Source organism: Sorangium sp. So ce726 (assembly GCF_051521405.1).
Lineage (GTDB): Bacteria > Myxococcota_A > Polyangia > Polyangiales > Polyangiaceae > Sorangium.
Genome location: NZ_CP150349.1, coordinates 7742754 through 7758310 on the forward strand (window position 1 = coordinate 7742754; position 15557 = coordinate 7758310).

Genomic DNA, 15557 nt, shown 5'->3' on the forward strand with positions numbered 1-15557 from the left:
GCCCGGGCGCCGCAGCCGTCTCCCCGGCAGAGCAGCCGGGGTCGAGGCGGCGAACGGCGTCCGCGCCGCCTGCGCGCTTCTTCAAGATGCGCGGCCCGCGTCGCAGAAGGCACGGGCGCGGGCGACGAGCTCGTCGCGCCGCCCGTCGCGCAGGAGCTTGAGATCCACGAGGTTGCCACCAACGCCGACCGCCACCGCGCCCGCCGCGAAGAAGGCGCCCACGTTCTGCAGCGTCACGCCGCCCGTGGGCATGAGCGGGATATGGGGCAGAGGCGCCTTGAGCGCCTTGAGGTACGAGGCGCCGCCGAGGGCGTCGCACGGGAACACCTTCACGACGTCTCCGCCCGCCCGGTGCGCCGCCACGACCTCGGTGGGCGTGAGCGCGCCAGGGGCGTGGACGACGTTCATCGCGACGCACGCCCTCACCGTCCCCTCGTCGAGCGCAGGGCTGACGACGAAGCGCGCCCCGGCCTCGACGCACGCCTCGGCGGTGCGGGCGTCGAGCACCGTCCCCGCGCCGACGAGCGCCCGCTCGCCGTGGCGCGCGGCGACCTCGCGCACGACCTCGACCGCGCCGGGCACGGTCATCGTGATCTCGAGCACGTCGATCCCCCCCTCGAGAAGGGCCTCGACCGCCTGCAGCGCCTCGTCGGCCGAGCCGGCGCGCACCACAGGGACGATGCGCCCACGCGCGATCCACTCGAGCACAGATTGCTTGTTCATCGGTCCACCCGGGCCGTGCCCATCTTCATCGCCTTGAGCACCTCGTCGAGGGTCGCCATCGTCGTGTCGCCGGGCGTCGTCATCGCGAGCGCCCCGTGCGCCGCGCCGCAATCGACCGCCCACTGCGGCCCCTTGCCCGTCAGGAAGCCGTAGATGAGCCCCGAGGCGAACGAGTCGCCGCCGCCCACGCGATCGAAGATCTCCAGATCCTTGCGCTCCGGTGCCTTGTAGAGCTGGCCGCCCTGGTACAGCACCGCGCTCCAGTCGTTGCGCGTCGCCGAGGTCGCCACACGGAGCGTCGTCGCCACCGCCTGGATGTTCGGAAACACCCCGATGACGCGCTCGATCATGCTCTCGAACGCGCCGACGCGCAGGTTGGCGTGCCCATCGTCGACGCCCTCGACCTCGAAGCCCAGGGCAGCCGTGAAATCTTCCTCGTTGCCCAGCATCACATCGACGTACGGCGCGAGCGCTCGATTGACCTCCTGCGCGCGGGCCTGACCGCCGATCGACTTCCAGAGCGACGGACGGTAGTTGAGATCGTAGGAGACGACGACGCCGTGCCGCCTGGCCGCCTCCATCGCCTCCTTCGCCACGCCAGGCGTGGTCTCGGAGAGCGCGGCGAAGATGCCGCCGGTATGGAACCACCTCGCGCCCTCGGCGCCGAAGATCGCATCCCAGTCGATCTCGCCGGGCTTCAGCTGCGACGCGGCCGTGTGGCCACGGTCCGAGAGGCCGACCGCACCGCGAATGCCGAAGCCTCGCTCGGTGAAGTTCAGGCCGTTGCGCACGAGGCGCCCCACGCCGTCGTGCGTCGCCCAGCGAACGTGCGTGAGGTCCACGCCGCCCTGCAGCATGAGGTCCTCGAGCAGGCGGCCGACGGGGTTGTCCGCGAGGGCGGTCACGATGGCCGACCTGAGCCGGAAACAGCGGCGCAGGCCGCGGGCGACGTTGTACTCGCCGCCTCCCTCCCAGGCGTGGAAGCTGCGGGCGGTGGAGATCCGCCCGTCGCCGGGATCGAGGCGCAGCATGACCTCGCCGAGGGACACGAGATCCCAGCGACAGGTGGAAGGATCACGGAGCGTGAAGGACATGGATGACTTGCAGGGGTACGGGCCGCATGGCCGAAGAGCTGGTGGACAAGCAGGGCTCAAAGGGGCAGCCGCCATCGCGGAGATGCGATGAGGCGCCCCGATGGCGGTGATTACCGATCGCCTCCTGGCGCGCGGGACGACTCGACCTCCGCGGCAGATGGGCCTGTGTAGCCCTTGGCGGCAGCGCCCTTCCCCTCGACGATGGGCCGCCCATCGCGGTCGAACTTGACGAGCTCCGCCTTGGTCCCCGCGGCCGTCGGCCAGAGGTACCAGCGCGCGTCCATCCAGCCCACGTGGGCGGCGGGGCCCTCGACCGGCGCGCCCGTCGCTTTCAGCTGGGCCGGCCGCGTCGTTCGGTACTGGTCGACAGAGGTGTACGCAGGACGGTTGAGGGCGAATTGCAGCCCCGCGATGCTGGCGAGCATCGCCAGGCCGCCGGCGATGATCGCCGCGTTCGGCACGCGCCGCTTCGGCGCGACCGGCTCGACGCGCGGCAGGATGACGTGCAGCGCGAGCAGGCCGACGAGGTACAGCGTCCCCGCGAGCAGGAACGGCAGGACATACGAGCCGGTGGCCGTGAGCGCCCAGCCGACGAAGACCTGGAAGAGCGCTCCGCCGACGACGCCGAACGCGGTCATGACGCCGACCACCGTGGCCATCGCCGGGCGCGGGAGGGCATCCGAGACGAGCGTGTAGAGGTTGCTGCTCCAGCCCTGGTGCGCTGCCGCGGCGAGCGACAGGATCGCGACCGCGACGTAGATCGTGGGGATGCCCGCGACGCTCGGGACATCGACGAGGAGCCCGACGGACATGACGGGCACCGCGGAGAGCGCACACGCCAGCATCGCGAGCTTCCGCGCCGTGCCGACCGACCGGCCGCTCGCGATGAGCCTGGAGGACAACCAGCCGCCGCCGATCGCGCCGCCGTCGGCCACGAGGAACACGACGGGGATGGCGTAGGCCATGAAGGTCGGCTTCAGGTTGAACTCGCTGACAAGGAACTTCGGCAGCCAGGTGAGGTAGAACCACCACGGGGCGTCGGTGAAGAACTTCGCCGCCGCGACCGCGTACACGGGCCGCATCCCGAACACCTCGCCGACGCCGAGGGACTCTGTCGCCTCCTTCGGATCGGAGCGGATGTGCGCGAGCTCCTCGGGCGATACCTTCGGGTGCTCCTCGGGCCGCCGGTAGAGGCGCGTCCAGAAGAAGATCCACACGACGCCGACGCCGCCCAGGATGAGGAAGCAGGTCCGCCATCCGTACGCCTCCGCGATGCGCACCGCGAGCAGCGGGGCCAGGATGGCGCCGACGTTCGAGCCGCAGTTGAACAGCCCGGTCGCGAGCGCCCTCTCCTTCTTGGGGAACCACTCGGCCACGGTGCGGACGGCGGCCGGGAAGTTGCCGGCCTCGCCGACCCCGAGCAGGAAGCGAATGCCGGCGAAGCCGGCGAAGCTGCCGACGATGGCGTGGCCGGCCGAGGCGATGTTCCAGAGCAGGAACGTCGCGCTGAGCCCCTTGCGCGGCCCGACGCGGTCGATCCAGCGACCGACGAACACCATGCCGAAGCCGTAGGCGAGCAGGAAGCTCACGTTGATGAGCGCGAGGTCCGTCGGCCCGAGCTTCAGCTCGTTCTCGAAGAACGGGATCAGCAGGGAGAACAGCTGCCGATCAAGGTAGTTGATCGTCGTCGCAAAAAAGAGGAGCGCACAGATGGTCCAGCGAGTGCGGGACATGGCGCCGGCGGTAGCCGGGGCCGCGGGAGACGCTGCGGTCATTGGTTCACCCCGGAGGCGAGGAATCCACCGTCGACTGTGATGCTCGTGCCGGTGATGAAGCTCACCGCGTCAGAGCAGAGAAAGAGGGCCGCGCCGACCAGCTCCTGCGTGTCGCCGAAGCGGCCGAGGGGCGTGCGAGCGAGCAGCTCCTGCCCGCGCCCTGTGCCGTTGAGGAGGGCGCGGTTGAGATCTGTCACGAACACGCCCGGCACGAGCGCGTTCGTCCGGATACCGTGCTTCGCCCACTCGGCGCCGAGGCTCCGGGTGAGCGCCAGCACCGCCGCTTTCGACGCTCCGTAGGCCGCGACCTCGTGGAACGCGACGAAGCTCGACAGCGAGGCGATGTTGACGATGCGGCCCCGGCCGCTGTCCTTCAACGGGCCATGGAAGGCCTGGCAGGCGCGCAGCATGCCGGTGACGTTCGTGTCGAGCAGGCTGGCCCACTCGGCTTCTCCCACCTCGGCGGTGGGCTTCCGGAAGGTCCGACCGGCGCAGTTGACGAGGATGTCGACGCGGCCGAACGCCTCGAGCACGCGGTCGCGCAGGGCGTCGAGCGTCGCGCGATCGCTGACGTCGCACGCCGCCTCGAGCGAGCGCACGCCGCGCTCACGGATCTCGGCGGCGACCGCCTGCACGCGGTCCGCGCGGGTGCCCGTGGCGACGGTGTGTGCGCCCGCCTCGGCGAGGCCGAGGGCGATCGCGCGCCCGATACCCGAGGTGCCACCGACCACGACGGCCGTGCGGCCCGAGATGTCGAAACGGTTCGTCATGCTCCCAGCCAGTCCTTCGCGATGCCCCCGAGGAGCGCCCGCGCGTCGCGCTCGATCTGCGCGTCGGTCGGCGGGACGGGCATCGCCCCGTAGCGCCGGGTCAGCGCGTTAGCGATCGACCGCCGCGAGTGGCGCCACTTGTAGATCAGCTGATCGAGGACGCGCGCGTCGGAGTGCTGCGGCACGAACGTCGGCCCGAGCATCTCCAGGCGCATCATCGTCGTCTCCTCGATGAGGCTCGGGTTGTTCATGAACCACCAGCAGCCGAACGGCAGGACGTTGGCGAACTTGCGCGCCACGACGCAGAGAGGGTGCGTGTTCTCGCGCGCGAGCGTCGTGACGAGGAAGCGCACGTCGGGGTTCTCCGCGGCGAGCCGCTCGAGCGGGGTCAGGTCGACCGTGCTCACGCCGTCGCCGGCCACGCCGAGGCGGGGGTTCACCGCGCGCCGGACGCCGATCATCATGGCGAACGGCAGCCCGTGGTCGCGGCACGCGTTCAGCACGGCCCGGGGCGGCGCCGAGACCTCGTTGACCGAGATCGCCAGGTAGCGCGGCCGCATGCGGGCGATCCACCGCTCGAGCTCGGACGCGAGATCCTTCGTGTGGATGAGCCGGTCCAGGCGCAGCGCCGTGTAGAACCGCGGATCGGGCGTGGCGCCCGACTCCCAGATCGCGCGCTCCACCGGATCGGTCGGATCGTTCGTCATCGCGAGCGCGCTCACGCCCGAGAGCCGCAGCACGTCCTCCAGGTGATCCTCGACCCGGCGCTCGGCAAAGAAGGCGCGGGCCTCGCGAAGATCCGGCGCGGCGGGGTCGAGCCCGAACGCGGCGAGCACCGTCGCGACGCCCGCGGTGGCCTCGGACAGCGGCGATCGGCGGACGAAGAGCGACGCCCACACGAGATCGGCCTGCGCCTTCTTGTCGAGCGCGAAGAACGCCTCGGGCGTGACCTTCGGCTCGGCGCGCAGCGTCTCGGCGACGAGGTAATGGTACGTCAGGAGCTCGTCGACACCCCAGAGGTTCAGCTCCGGGAACTGGGGCGCGAAGAGGTGGGTGTGAAGATCGATGATGGGCGCGGCGTTGACGGCCGCGGCCACGCGCTCGGCGAGGGTCATCTCGGCACCTCCGGGATTCGGTCGTCCTTCGGATCGGCCCAGCGGTCGTTTGGCACGGTCGCGCACCAGGTCGGTCGCAGCGGGTCCTTGTCGTAGGGATAGGAGCCCAGCCGGCGGTACTCCTCGGCGTAGTGAGCGAGCTTGTCGCGATCGAGGCGGACGCCCAGGCCGGGACCGGCGGGGACGCGGATGCGGCCGTTCCGGTACGGGAGCGGGCCGCCCTGGATCACGTCGTCGCGCAGGTGGTGGTAGTGCGCGTCAGCGGCGAACGAGAGGTTCGGGATGACGGCGCCGAGGTGCAGCATCGTCGCGAGCTGCACGCCGAGCTCGCCCGAGGAGTGGACGGCGACGCCGAGGCCGAACGTCTCGCAGATCCCCGCCGCCTTCACGCACGGCCGGATGCCGCCCCAGAACGTCGTGTCGAGCAGGATGACGTCCACCGCCGTGTCGAGGACGTTCGCGGCGAGCTGCTCGAAGCCCACGACGACGGTGTTCGTCGCGAGCGGCATCCGCACCTTCTCGCGGGTGCGCCGCATCGCGTGGAGGCCGAAGACGGGGTCTTCGAGGTAGTCGTTGTTCAGGTCCTCGATCGCCTGCCCGAAGCGGATGCCCTGCTCCGTCGACCAGACCGCGTTCGGATCGAAGCGGACGCGATCCTCGCCGACCGCGTCGGCGACCGCGCGGTAACACTCGAGCTCGTAGTCCGGGTGGAACACGCCGCCCTTGAGCTTGTGCGAGGTGAACCCGTACTTCTTCTTCAGCGCCTTCGCCTGCTCGACGAGCTGCTTCGGCGTCCGCACCTCGCCTGACCCGTCGGCGTTCGCGTAGCGGAAGAAGAGGTAGGACGCGAACGGCACCTCGTCCTGCAGCTTCCCGCCGAGGAGATCGTGGACCGGCACGCCGAAGGCCTGTCCGAGCAGGTCGAGGCACGCGAACTCCAGCGCGGCGAGGACCTGGGTGCGGTTGTTGTAAAGAGAGGCCGTCGGGTTCGCGATCTTGAACCGCATCTCCTCGAGGCGGGCGGGGTCGTGGCCGACGAGGTAGCCCTTCATCGCCCGGAACACGGCCTCGGCCGACTCGCCGCCGCCGCCCATCTCACCGAGGCCGATCAGCCCGTTATCCGCCTCGATCTCGACGATCGTGCGCACGAAGCGGCCCCAGTGACAGCCGTTGGCGTGGCGCAGGGGCGCCTCCAGCGGCACGGTGACGGTGGTGGCGCGGATATCGACGATTCTCATGCAGGACGGGACTCCAGGGGCCCCCAGCGGTCCAATGTGCCTTGACAAAGGCATCCCACCGGGCAGTGACACCTGCCCTCGGGGCGCCGTCGCTCGATCTTTCCTTTTGCAGAGCGCGGGGAATGGATCGGCGAGGTGGCGAGTTTTATATGTAGAGGCCGCCTTTGGAAAGAGGCTTGCCGAACGGCCTCGATGAATTCCCGGACCGTGCCGGACTGATCACGCCTCGCGGTCGAATCTGGACGGAGAGCTCGATTTCGTCGACGACGGCACGAGGGACCTCCAGGAGGGCGCGCCAAGGTCGCTGCCGCACCGCGCTGTCACGCCTGAGCGGCGCTGGAGGGGCTCACCGCCGCTCGCTGTCCGCTGTCCAGCTGCCGCATCGGCTCCGCGCCGTGACGATCGTCGGAGATCGCCGCCAGCGCCTCGAGCGGCGCCAGGTCGTCCCTCGAGAGCGGACGGTCGAGCGCGGCAAGGGCATCGTCGAGCTGCGCAGGGGTCTTCGCGCCGATCACGGGGACGAACGCCGGCTGCCGCGCGAGCGCCCACGCGATCGCGAGCTGCCCGGCCGTCATGACGCGCTCCTCCGCGACCCGCCGGAGGGCGACCACGGCGTCCTCGTTCTTCTCTCGGTTCTCGCCGGTGAAGCGGGGGGGTGGGCGCGGAGGTCGCCGCCCCCTTCGGCTTGCTGCCGGCGAGGAGACTCCGCGAGAGGACACCGGCAGGGTCGCCCCTCGGCCGCGCGACGCGCGCAGCAGCAGACGAAGCAAACGAGCACACGGACACGGAATAGACATCGAGTTCGCGCGCGCCTCCCGTCGAACCCACGCGTCATCATGTAACGGTAGTTAGCAAGGCGAGGCACACTCGGGCGCTCCGTGGAGCGGGGCGCACGTCTCCGGGTCTCCGCGGTGATCCCCCGCATTTCTGCCCTTGCATGGCCATCCACGATGGCTGATAAAGGGAGGCTGGTCGGGGTCGGGGGAGATGGGATTGGCTGCATGGCGTTCACACTCCGCTGTATCGACGTCTCGGACTGGAAGACCTTCGGGCTGCTCCAGCTCGTGATCGACACCATCCCGGATCCCATCTTCGTCAAAGATCGACAACATCGCTGGATCGCCTGCAACCCGGGCTTCTGCAGGTTGATCGGACAGCGCTACGAGGATCTGATCGGCCGCAGCGACCCGGATTACTGGCCGAAGGAGCAGGCCGAGATCTTCTGGAGCTACGACGACGTCGTCTTCAACTCGGGTGAGCCGAGCGAGAACGAGGAGAGCGCCACGGGCTCGGACGGGGTGGCGCGCACGATCTGGACGCGCAAGTTCCCCATGAAGAACGCTCAGGGGGAGGTGGTCGGCCTTTGCGGGCTCATCACGGACATCACCGACCTGAAACAGCGGCACACGGAGGCCGAGCGGATGGCGGCCGAGAACCGGGAGCAGCGCGCGATCATCCAGATGCAGGCGGAGCTGCTCGATCGCGTGGCCATGCCGGTCATCCAGGTCTGGGAGGGGATCCTGCTCATCCCGCTGGTCGGCGAGATGAGCGATCGGCGCGCGGCCCAGGCGCTGGAGAGCCTGCTCGCGGCCATCGGGCAGCGGCGCGCGGAGTTCGTGATCCTCGACATCACCGGCGTGCCGGTGATCGACTCCGCCGTGGCGCGCCACCTGGTGCGCGCCGTGCAAGCGGCAGAGCTGCTCGGCTGCCGGAGCGTGATGGTGGGCATCGGCCCGGAGATCGCCAGGACGCTGGTCGGGCTGGGCATCGACTTCGGCCGGATCACCACGCAAGGCACGCTCCAGAGCGGGCTCGCTTACGCGATGAGCCGCCTCAGCGCGCAGCGCGCAGCCGCCCGCTGAGCCCGGGGGCACGCCCCGCCGGCTCAGGCGTCGCCGGCGCTGGCGTCGCCGGCGTATACAGGGACAGGGCGCGGCCGCCGCCGCGTCGGCTCATGGCGCCCCAGCTTCGAGCGCCCGGATGCGACGGACCGAGTCGGCCAGCGTGATGCCATCGCTCTCGGCCGTCTCCCAGTGGGTGACCACATAGGTGGGCTCGAGCAGCTCGTTCGCGGCGTCGATCGCCGCGAGGTGGGCCGGGCCCATGACGAACTCGTACATCGCGTCGGTCGAGGCCCACACGGCCAGCGTGCGCCCGGAGCCGCAGGAGGGCGACGTGCCCAGCTGGAGGGCCAGGAGGCCGGGCTGCGACGCGAGATCCGCCTGGATCGCCCCGAAGATCGGCACGTATCGCTCCATCACGGCGTCGCCCGGCCGTGGAACCCCATACGTCGCGCTGACCGTGTACGACGACCCCTCCGGAGGCGGCCGGAGCTTTCCGGTCTCCGGATCGACGCCGGGCCCGCTCAGCGGGTCTGCCTCCAGATCGGCTTCGAGCACGCCCCCCGCGCACTCGGCGAGGGGAGTGTCGGTCGTCTTCCCGTCGGAATCGGAGCTGCACCCCGACAGGATCGCGCCGAGCGCCGCGATGACGGCGGCGGCGAGCGCGCCCGAGGAGCGATCGATCGTCGCGCTCAGCATCTTGTCGAATCCACGTGTCGTCATGGTCATGGTCCTCTCTGCTCTGTCCGTTGTCGGGGACTCTGTCCGTTATCGGGGGCTCAGTCGGCGCGCGAGACGATCCCGAAGACGAGCTCCGGGAACGTCCGCGCGAGGCGGCGTGAGTGGAAATTCGCCTTGCGACCCATGCTCCGCACCTGCACCGGGGTGCCGGGCGGCGGCGCGTCGCCGACGGTGACAGCCCATGTGAGGTTCTCGCCGCTGCGCACGGCGACATAGGTGTACGAGCCGGCCGGGAGTCGCTCCTCGACGAGGCCGGCGATGGGCGCCCGGTCGGCGGCGGCGCGGGAGAGCTGGCCGAGAGGGTTCCCGGCGGCCGCGTCGAGCGGACCGGCGGCCACAGAGGGCCTGTCGAGGCGCCACGCGAGCACGAGGAAGAGCGCCGCGAAGACCGCGAGGCCGAGGAGCGGCTTCACGAGCCGGCGCCGGGCGGATCGCGGCGCGGAGCCCCGCGCCGCGCGGGCCGAGGAGACGAGCGTCATCTGTGGCTCCTTGCGAGCACGCCTCGGGCCTCCCTCCGTGGGGGCGCCGCAGCGTGACTGGATGGACCTCAGTTCCCGGACGCTCGCGGAACGTTCAATCGACGCCGCTCTTTCGTCCGCGACGGCCCGAGCAGCCGCGGCGTGCGGCGTGCGGCGTGCGGCGTGCGGCGTGCGGCGTCGACGAGCCCCCCCCGGGGTCGCCCTCCCCCGGAGCGCCGTCGCGCCCCGAGGTTGCGGGTGCGCCCGTGGCTGCCTAGCCTGCGCAGCCCCGATGACATCCACGTTCATTCGACCTGCCATCGAGTCCGACCTGCCTCGCCTGCCCGAGATCGAGCGCTCGGCGAGCGACGCGTTCCGGAGGACGGACCTCGACGTCGAGGCCCTGGCGAACGTGACGCCGGCGGAGGGCTGGCGCGGCGCGCTCCGGGCCGGGACGCTCTGGGTGATGGACGACGGCGCCGGCGAGCCGATCGCGTTCCTGGGCGCCGAGGCGGCCGGCGACGAGCTCCACATCCGCGAGCTCGACGTCGTCCTCGACCGCCAGGGGCAAGGGCTGGGGCGACGCCTGCTCGCCCACGTCATCGCGTGGGCGCGGGCCGCGAGGCTGAAGGCGCTGACGCTGACCACCTTTCGGACCATCCCCTGGAACGGGCCGTTCTACGCCTCCATGGGCTTCCGCGAGCTGTCGCCGGCCGAGGCGTCCCCGCGGCTCGCGGAGATCCTCGAGGGCGAGGCGCGCCATGGCCTCGACCCGGCGCAGCGCTGCGCCATGCGGCTCGACCTCCATCGCGGTGACAGCGCTTCGTAACGGCTCCTGTCCAGCTCGGTCCACGCCGCGATCGGGCCTTTGAACGGACTGAGCGCCTCCGCAAACAGCCTTCTTGGGGTGGAGCGAGCCGCCATGATAGGGCTCGATCCCATGAGCACCGCGTGGGACTGGGTCGTTCCGATTCGACAGAAGCACTTCGGCGAGCCGCTCGCAGGCCTCTACCCGCTCGAGCGCCTCGCCGACGGCGAGGCCTACTGGGCGCTGCACAAAGCCGAGCTGCTCCGCCATTTCCCGCCCGAGGTCTTCTTCAACCTCCGGGCGCTGTCCGGCGAGGAGGGGGAGCGCGCCCGCGCCCGCCTCACGGCGTCGGAGGGGGCCCAACGCCTCGCAGACTTCTGGGCGGTGCGCGACGGCGAGGCGATCGTGGCCATGTTCTCGGGCCATCAGATGGACGCAGAGACCTACCGCATGTGGCACTCGGCCGTTCACCCCGACTACCGCCGGCGCGGCCTGTACCGGGATTTTCTCCGCCGGGTCCTCGCCTACACGCGAGAGCTCGGCTTCGACTACGTGGTCAGCGAGCACGCCCCTGGCAACAACGCGGTGCTCATCGCCAAGCTGAAAGCAGGGTTCCGCATCGTCGCCATGGATGTCGACGCCGCCACGGGCACCAGCCTGAACCTCAGGTATTTTCACAACGAGGCGCACCTCAGGGTCTATGAGTTCCGCTGCGGCCTGGCCACGCTCGACGAGCGCCTCCTCGCGGCCGGCACCGGCGCGATGCCGCTGTTGCTGGAGCAGCTCCGGCGCGGGTCGGGCGCCGACCCGAAGACATAACGCATCGAGACAACCCAGCCTCCTGACAGGCCGGCTGCGTCGTGAACGAGAGAGCGAGATCGGGCCAGGGTCCTCGCGGAGCTCGGAATCGGTCGAAATCGGAACGACGCGCATCCGCGCAGGCCGAGCTCGCCTTCGCACATCGTGCGCGCGCCACGGCACATTCGCGCCGTCTGTCCGCCTTGCCTCATGCTCCAGTGACGGTGCATCCTTCACGCGCATGCTGCCTGGCAGGCTGCTGGACGGCCGCTTCGAGCTGGCGGAGATCGCCGGATCCGGAGGCATGGGCACCGTTTACCGGGCCTTCGATCGCTCGAGCGGGACGGTCGTCGCCGTCAAGCTGCTGCGCAAGGCGGCGGACGCGCGCGCGCAGGCGCGCTTTCTCCGCGAGGCAGCGACGCTCTCCCGGCTGGAGCACCCCCACATCGTGCGCTACGCGACGCACGGCATGTCGCCGACGGGGGAGCTGTACCTCGCGATGGAGTGGCTCTCCGGCGAGAGCCTCTCGGATCGGTTACCGCGGCAGGAGCTGCGCATCGACGAGTCGATCGCCCTCGTGAGGACGGTGGCAGATGCGCTCGGCGCGGCGCACGCGCGCGGGATCGTGCACCGCGACATCAAGCCCAGCAACCTGTTCCTGGTCGAAGGCGCGCTCGATCGGGTCAAGCTCCTCGACTTCGGCATCGCGCAGCTGGCGGACGCCTCGACGCGGCTGACGCGGACGGAGGCGGTGCTGGGCACGCTGGGCTACATGGCGCCGGAGCAGGCGCGGGGCGAGCGGGACAGCCTGGACGCGCGCGCGGACATCTTCTCGCTCGGATGTGTGTTGTACGAGTGCCTGACCGGGAAGCCGGCGTTCCGCAAGCAACACCCGATGGCGCTCGTGTGGAAGCTGCTCCTGGAGGAGCCGCCGAGGGTGCGGGAGCTGCGGCCCGACGTGCCTCACGCGCTCGACGAGCTTGTCGCGCAGATGCTCGCCAAGGATCCCTCGGCGCGGCCCGAGGACGGCGCGGCCGTGGCGCGCACCCTGGACACGCTCGGCGCCTGGAAGAGGAGCAAGGTGTCCTCGGCTCCCCTTCCCGGCGCGGTCATCACCACGGGCGAGAAGCGCCTGGTCTCGATCGTGGCGGTCCGGCCGGCGCAAGCGTCGTTCTTCGAGTCGACAGAGTCGCTGGATCTGCACGCGTCAGCGCCGAACACGCTCGCCGTGGTGCGCCGCGCGGCCATGCCGCTGAGCGCGCAGGTGGAGGAGCTCGGCGACGGGATGGTGGTGACGCTCGTGGTGAGCGCGGGCAGCGCGACCGACCAGGCGGCGCTCGTGGCGCGCTGCGCGCTGCAGATCTGCGCGCAGCTCCCCAGCGCGGCGGTCGTGCTGGTGACCGGGTGGGGCGAGCCGATGGGTCGATCGCCGCTCAGCGAGGTGCTGGACAGGGCGGCCGCCCTGCTGGACGAGGCCGCCGCGCCCGGCCGCGCGGAGCGCCGGAGCGAGGGCGTCCACGTCGACGCGGTGACGCGCGCCCTGCTCGACGTGCGCTTCGAGGTCGTGGAGCGGGGCGGGCTCTCCTGGCTCAGGGCGGAGCGCGAGATCGGCGAGGGGCCGCGCAAGCTCCTGGGCAAGCCGAGCCCCCATGTCGGGCGCGAGCGGGAGCTGCGCCACCTGCTCGACCTCGTCGACGAGAGCTTCGCCGAGCGGCGCGCCGCGGTGGCGCTGGTGACCGCCGCGGCGGGCATGGGCAAATCGCGCCTGCGCCACGAGGCCGTCGAGGTGCTGCGCCAGCGCCACCCCGACGTGAGCCTGAGCGTCGTCCGCGGCGACTCCATCGGCACGGGCGCCGCGTTCGCGATGCTCGCCGGATCGCTGCGGGGCACGCTCGGGATCGCCGCGGGCGAGGCCGTCGACGTGCGGCGACGGAAGCTCGCGCAGGCCCTCGCGCCGCTCTTCTCGGGCGAGGAAGGGCGACGGGTGGCCGGGTTCCTGGGCGAGCTGCTCGGCGTCGCCCCCCTCCCCGACGAGGACCTGCCGGCGCTGCGGGCCGCGCGGCACAATCCGGCGCTGATGGCCGAGGGGATCCAGCGCGCGTACCTCGACTACGCGCGGGCCGTGACGGGCGCGCGCCCCGTGCTCGTCGTGCTCGAGGATCTCCACTGGGGAGACGCGCCCTCGATGGGGATCTTCGACCGGGCGCTGCGGGAGCTCGGCGACCGGCCGTACGCGCTGCTCGCCTTCGCGCGGCCCGAGGTTCACTCGGTCTTCCCGAGGCTCTGGGCCGAGCGGGGCCTCTCGGAGCTCCGGCTCCGCGAGCTGCCCGCCCGCGCGGCCGAGCAGCTCGTGCGGAGCGCGCTCGGCGGCGCGGGCGGGCAGCTCGCGCCCGGGGAGATCTCCGCGCTCATCCAGCGGGCCGGGGGCAACGCCTTCTATCTCGAGGAGCTCATCCGGGCCCTGGCGGAAGGGCGCGGCGGCGCGCTGCCGGAGACGGTGCTGGGCATGGCGGAGGCGCGCCTCGCGGCGCTCGGGCTCGAGGCGCGGCGGCAGCTGCGGGCGGCGAGCGTCTTCGGGGAGGTCGCCTGGGTGGGCGGCGTGCGCGCGCTGCTCGGCGCCTGGACGTCGGAGACGAGCGAGCGCGACGCGTGGGCCGAGCTGGTCGAGCGCGAGATCATCGAGCGCCGGCCGGGCTCCCGGTTCGCGGGCGAGGAGGAGATCGCCTTCTGCCACCCGCTCTTGCGGGAGGCGGCCTACGCGATGCTGACGGATCGCGACCGGGCGCTCGGCCACCGGCTCGCCGGCGAGTGGCTGCTCGCGGCCGGCGAGCAGGATCCGATGGTGCTGGCCGACCACTTGGCGCGGGGCGACGACCCCGCGCGCGCCGCGGAGCAGTACCTGCGCGCGGCCGAGCTGGCGCTGCGCGGCGCCGACGTGCCCGCGGTGCTCACGCGCGCGCAGAAGGGGCTCGACTGCGGGGCCACGGGGGAGACGCTGGCCGCGCTCCACGTCCACCGGATGGACGGACTCATCTGGAGCGACGCCCGCGGCGAGGCCTACAGGGCCGCGCTCCGGGCGATCGAGGCCGCCGCCCCCGGCAGTCACACCTACCGGCGCGCCCTGACCGGCGCGCTGAGCTGCATCGCGAACTCCGACGACCGGCGGGCGCTCGACGCGCTGCTCCCGCAGCTCGATCCAGCGGATCTCCCCGTCGACGCCCAGGGGGCAGAGCTCGCTTGCCGGCTCATCAACACCCTGCTGTGGGAAGGGGTGCCAGCGCTGGCAGAGCGCTACCTGAGGCGGCTCGAGGGCGAGCTCGAGAGAGCGCCGCAGGCGGATCCCTACGTCGAGACCTGTGTGCAGATGGCCCGGGGCATCTGGCTGTGCCACGCAGCGCGAGATCCCTGGGGAGCGCTCAACGCGCACCTCGCCGCGGAACGGCACCTCGAGGCCTCCGGTCATCGCATCTTCGCGCTCCTGGCGTCGGAGCGCGTGGCCATCACCTGCGTGTGGCTCGGCGCCTTCGACGCCGCCGAGGCGCGCATCGAGCGCGTGCTCGCCTCCGAATCCACGCCCGCCTTCGCCCTGCGCGCCGCGATCACGTTCCGGATCGTCTCGCGCCTCGAGCGGCGGAGGCTCACGGAGGCGCTCGAGCAGACCGACACCGCGCTGCGGGAGGAAGCGGAGAGGCACGTCGCCGCGAGCCGCAGCGCGACGACGCGCCTGCTCCGCGTCGAGGCGCACTGCCTCCTGGGCGAGCTCGCCGACGCGGAGGAGGAGCTCCGCGCGGTGGGAGACCCGGCCGCGCTGGTGCCGCTGCTCCGGACGACGCACCTGGCCTCGATGGCCGAGATCCGGCTCCGCCAGGGGCGCCCGGGAGAGGCCGCCGCGCTCGCCCGCGAGGCGCTCGCATGGGACCGGCGCGCCGGCGCGGTCTTCGCGCCTCGCCAGAGGGCGCTCGCCGCGACCTATGCCGAGGCGCTCCACGCGAGCGGCCACGTCGAGGCCGCCCACGCGGTCATCCGCGAGGCGCGCGACGAGCTGCTCGCGAGAGCCGACAAGATCGGCGATCCCGCGTTCAGGAAGAGCTTCCTGGAGAACGTGTCCGCCAACGCCCACACGCTCGCGCTCGCCCGCGCGTGGCTCGTGGAAGGCCCCTCCTCGGCTCGACCCCAGCGCTGGTAGGGCTCATGCC

At 71.7% G+C, this 15557-nt stretch carries 13 protein-coding genes; 4 read left to right on the forward strand and 9 right to left on the reverse strand.

Features of this window, described 5'->3' with window-relative positions; all coding sequences use genetic code 11:
* Positions 1 to 81: 81 nt before the first annotated feature.
* From WME79_RS28805 to WME79_RS28835, 7 genes are all read right to left on the reverse strand, one after another.
* Positions 82 to 723 (reverse strand): bifunctional 4-hydroxy-2-oxoglutarate aldolase/2-dehydro-3-deoxy-phosphogluconate aldolase, encoded by a 642-nt coding sequence (locus tag WME79_RS28805; RefSeq protein ID WP_437521228.1) that lies wholly within the window; start codon positions 721 to 723, stop codon positions 82 to 84.
* Positions 720 to 1817, reverse strand: coding sequence for a PfkB family carbohydrate kinase (locus WME79_RS28810; protein WP_437521231.1), 1098 nt, complete (start codon positions 1815 to 1817; stop codon positions 720 to 722). The genes WME79_RS28805 and WME79_RS28810 overlap by 4 nt, the downstream gene beginning before the upstream one ends.
* Before the next feature lie 110 nt (positions 1818 to 1927).
* Entirely contained in the window at positions 1928 to 3550 is a 1623-nt protein-coding gene (locus tag WME79_RS28815) for an MFS transporter (protein ID WP_437521234.1), read from the reverse strand.
* 38 nt (positions 3551 to 3588) lie between these two features.
* Positions 3589 to 4362, reverse strand: coding sequence for an SDR family NAD(P)-dependent oxidoreductase (locus tag WME79_RS28820; protein ID WP_437521236.1), 774 nt, complete (start codon positions 4360 to 4362; stop codon positions 3589 to 3591).
* Positions 4359 to 5477 carry a hypothetical protein gene (locus WME79_RS28825; RefSeq protein WP_437521238.1) on the reverse strand — a complete coding sequence of 373 codons (1119 nt, stop codon included), beginning with the start codon at positions 5475 to 5477 and terminating at the stop codon, positions 4359 to 4361. Before WME79_RS28825 ends, WME79_RS28820 begins: the two co-directional genes overlap by 4 nt.
* Entirely contained in the window at positions 5474 to 6715 is a 1242-nt protein-coding gene (locus WME79_RS28830) for an enolase C-terminal domain-like protein (protein ID WP_437521241.1), read from the reverse strand. Before WME79_RS28830 ends, WME79_RS28825 begins: the two co-directional genes overlap by 4 nt.
* A 320-nt stretch (positions 6716 to 7035) precedes the next feature.
* A complete protein-coding gene (locus tag WME79_RS28835) occupies positions 7036 to 7326 on the reverse strand; it encodes an aldo/keto reductase (protein ID WP_437521244.1) in 291 nt (96 codons plus the stop codon).
* A gap of 390 nt (positions 7327 to 7716) precedes the next feature.
* Here WME79_RS28835 and WME79_RS28840 point away from each other — a divergent pair, with 390 nt between their 5' ends.
* Complete coding sequence (locus WME79_RS28840) at positions 7717 to 8577, forward strand: PAS domain-containing protein (RefSeq protein ID WP_437521247.1); 861 nt, start codon at positions 7717 to 7719, stop codon at positions 8575 to 8577.
* Between the two features lie 90 nt (positions 8578 to 8667).
* Here WME79_RS28840 and WME79_RS28845 read toward each other — a convergent pair whose 3' ends face one another.
* Both WME79_RS28845 and WME79_RS28850 read right to left on the reverse strand, forming a co-directional pair.
* Positions 8668 to 9279 carry an antibiotic biosynthesis monooxygenase family protein gene (locus WME79_RS28845; protein WP_437521250.1) on the reverse strand — a complete coding sequence of 204 codons (612 nt, stop codon included), beginning with the start codon at positions 9277 to 9279 and terminating at the stop codon, positions 8668 to 8670.
* Between the two features lie 56 nt (positions 9280 to 9335).
* Entirely contained in the window at positions 9336 to 9776 is a 441-nt protein-coding gene (locus WME79_RS28850) for a hypothetical protein (protein ID WP_437521253.1), read from the reverse strand.
* Between the two features lie 271 nt (positions 9777 to 10047).
* On the opposite strand from WME79_RS28850, the gene WME79_RS28855 reads away from it, so the two are divergent.
* From WME79_RS28855 to WME79_RS28865, 3 genes are all read left to right on the forward strand, one after another.
* Positions 10048 to 10584: a GNAT family N-acetyltransferase gene (locus tag WME79_RS28855; protein ID WP_437521256.1), complete on the forward strand. Its 537-nt coding sequence runs from the start codon at positions 10048 to 10050 to the stop codon at positions 10582 to 10584.
* A gap of 111 nt (positions 10585 to 10695) precedes the next feature.
* Complete coding sequence (locus WME79_RS28860; RefSeq protein WP_437521259.1) at positions 10696 to 11382, forward strand: GNAT family N-acetyltransferase; 687 nt, start codon at positions 10696 to 10698, stop codon at positions 11380 to 11382.
* A 220-nt stretch (positions 11383 to 11602) separates the two neighbouring features.
* Complete coding sequence (locus WME79_RS28865) at positions 11603 to 15547, forward strand: protein kinase domain-containing protein (RefSeq protein WP_437521262.1); 3945 nt, start codon at positions 11603 to 11605, stop codon at positions 15545 to 15547.
* Positions 15548 to 15557: the final 10 nt, after the last annotated feature.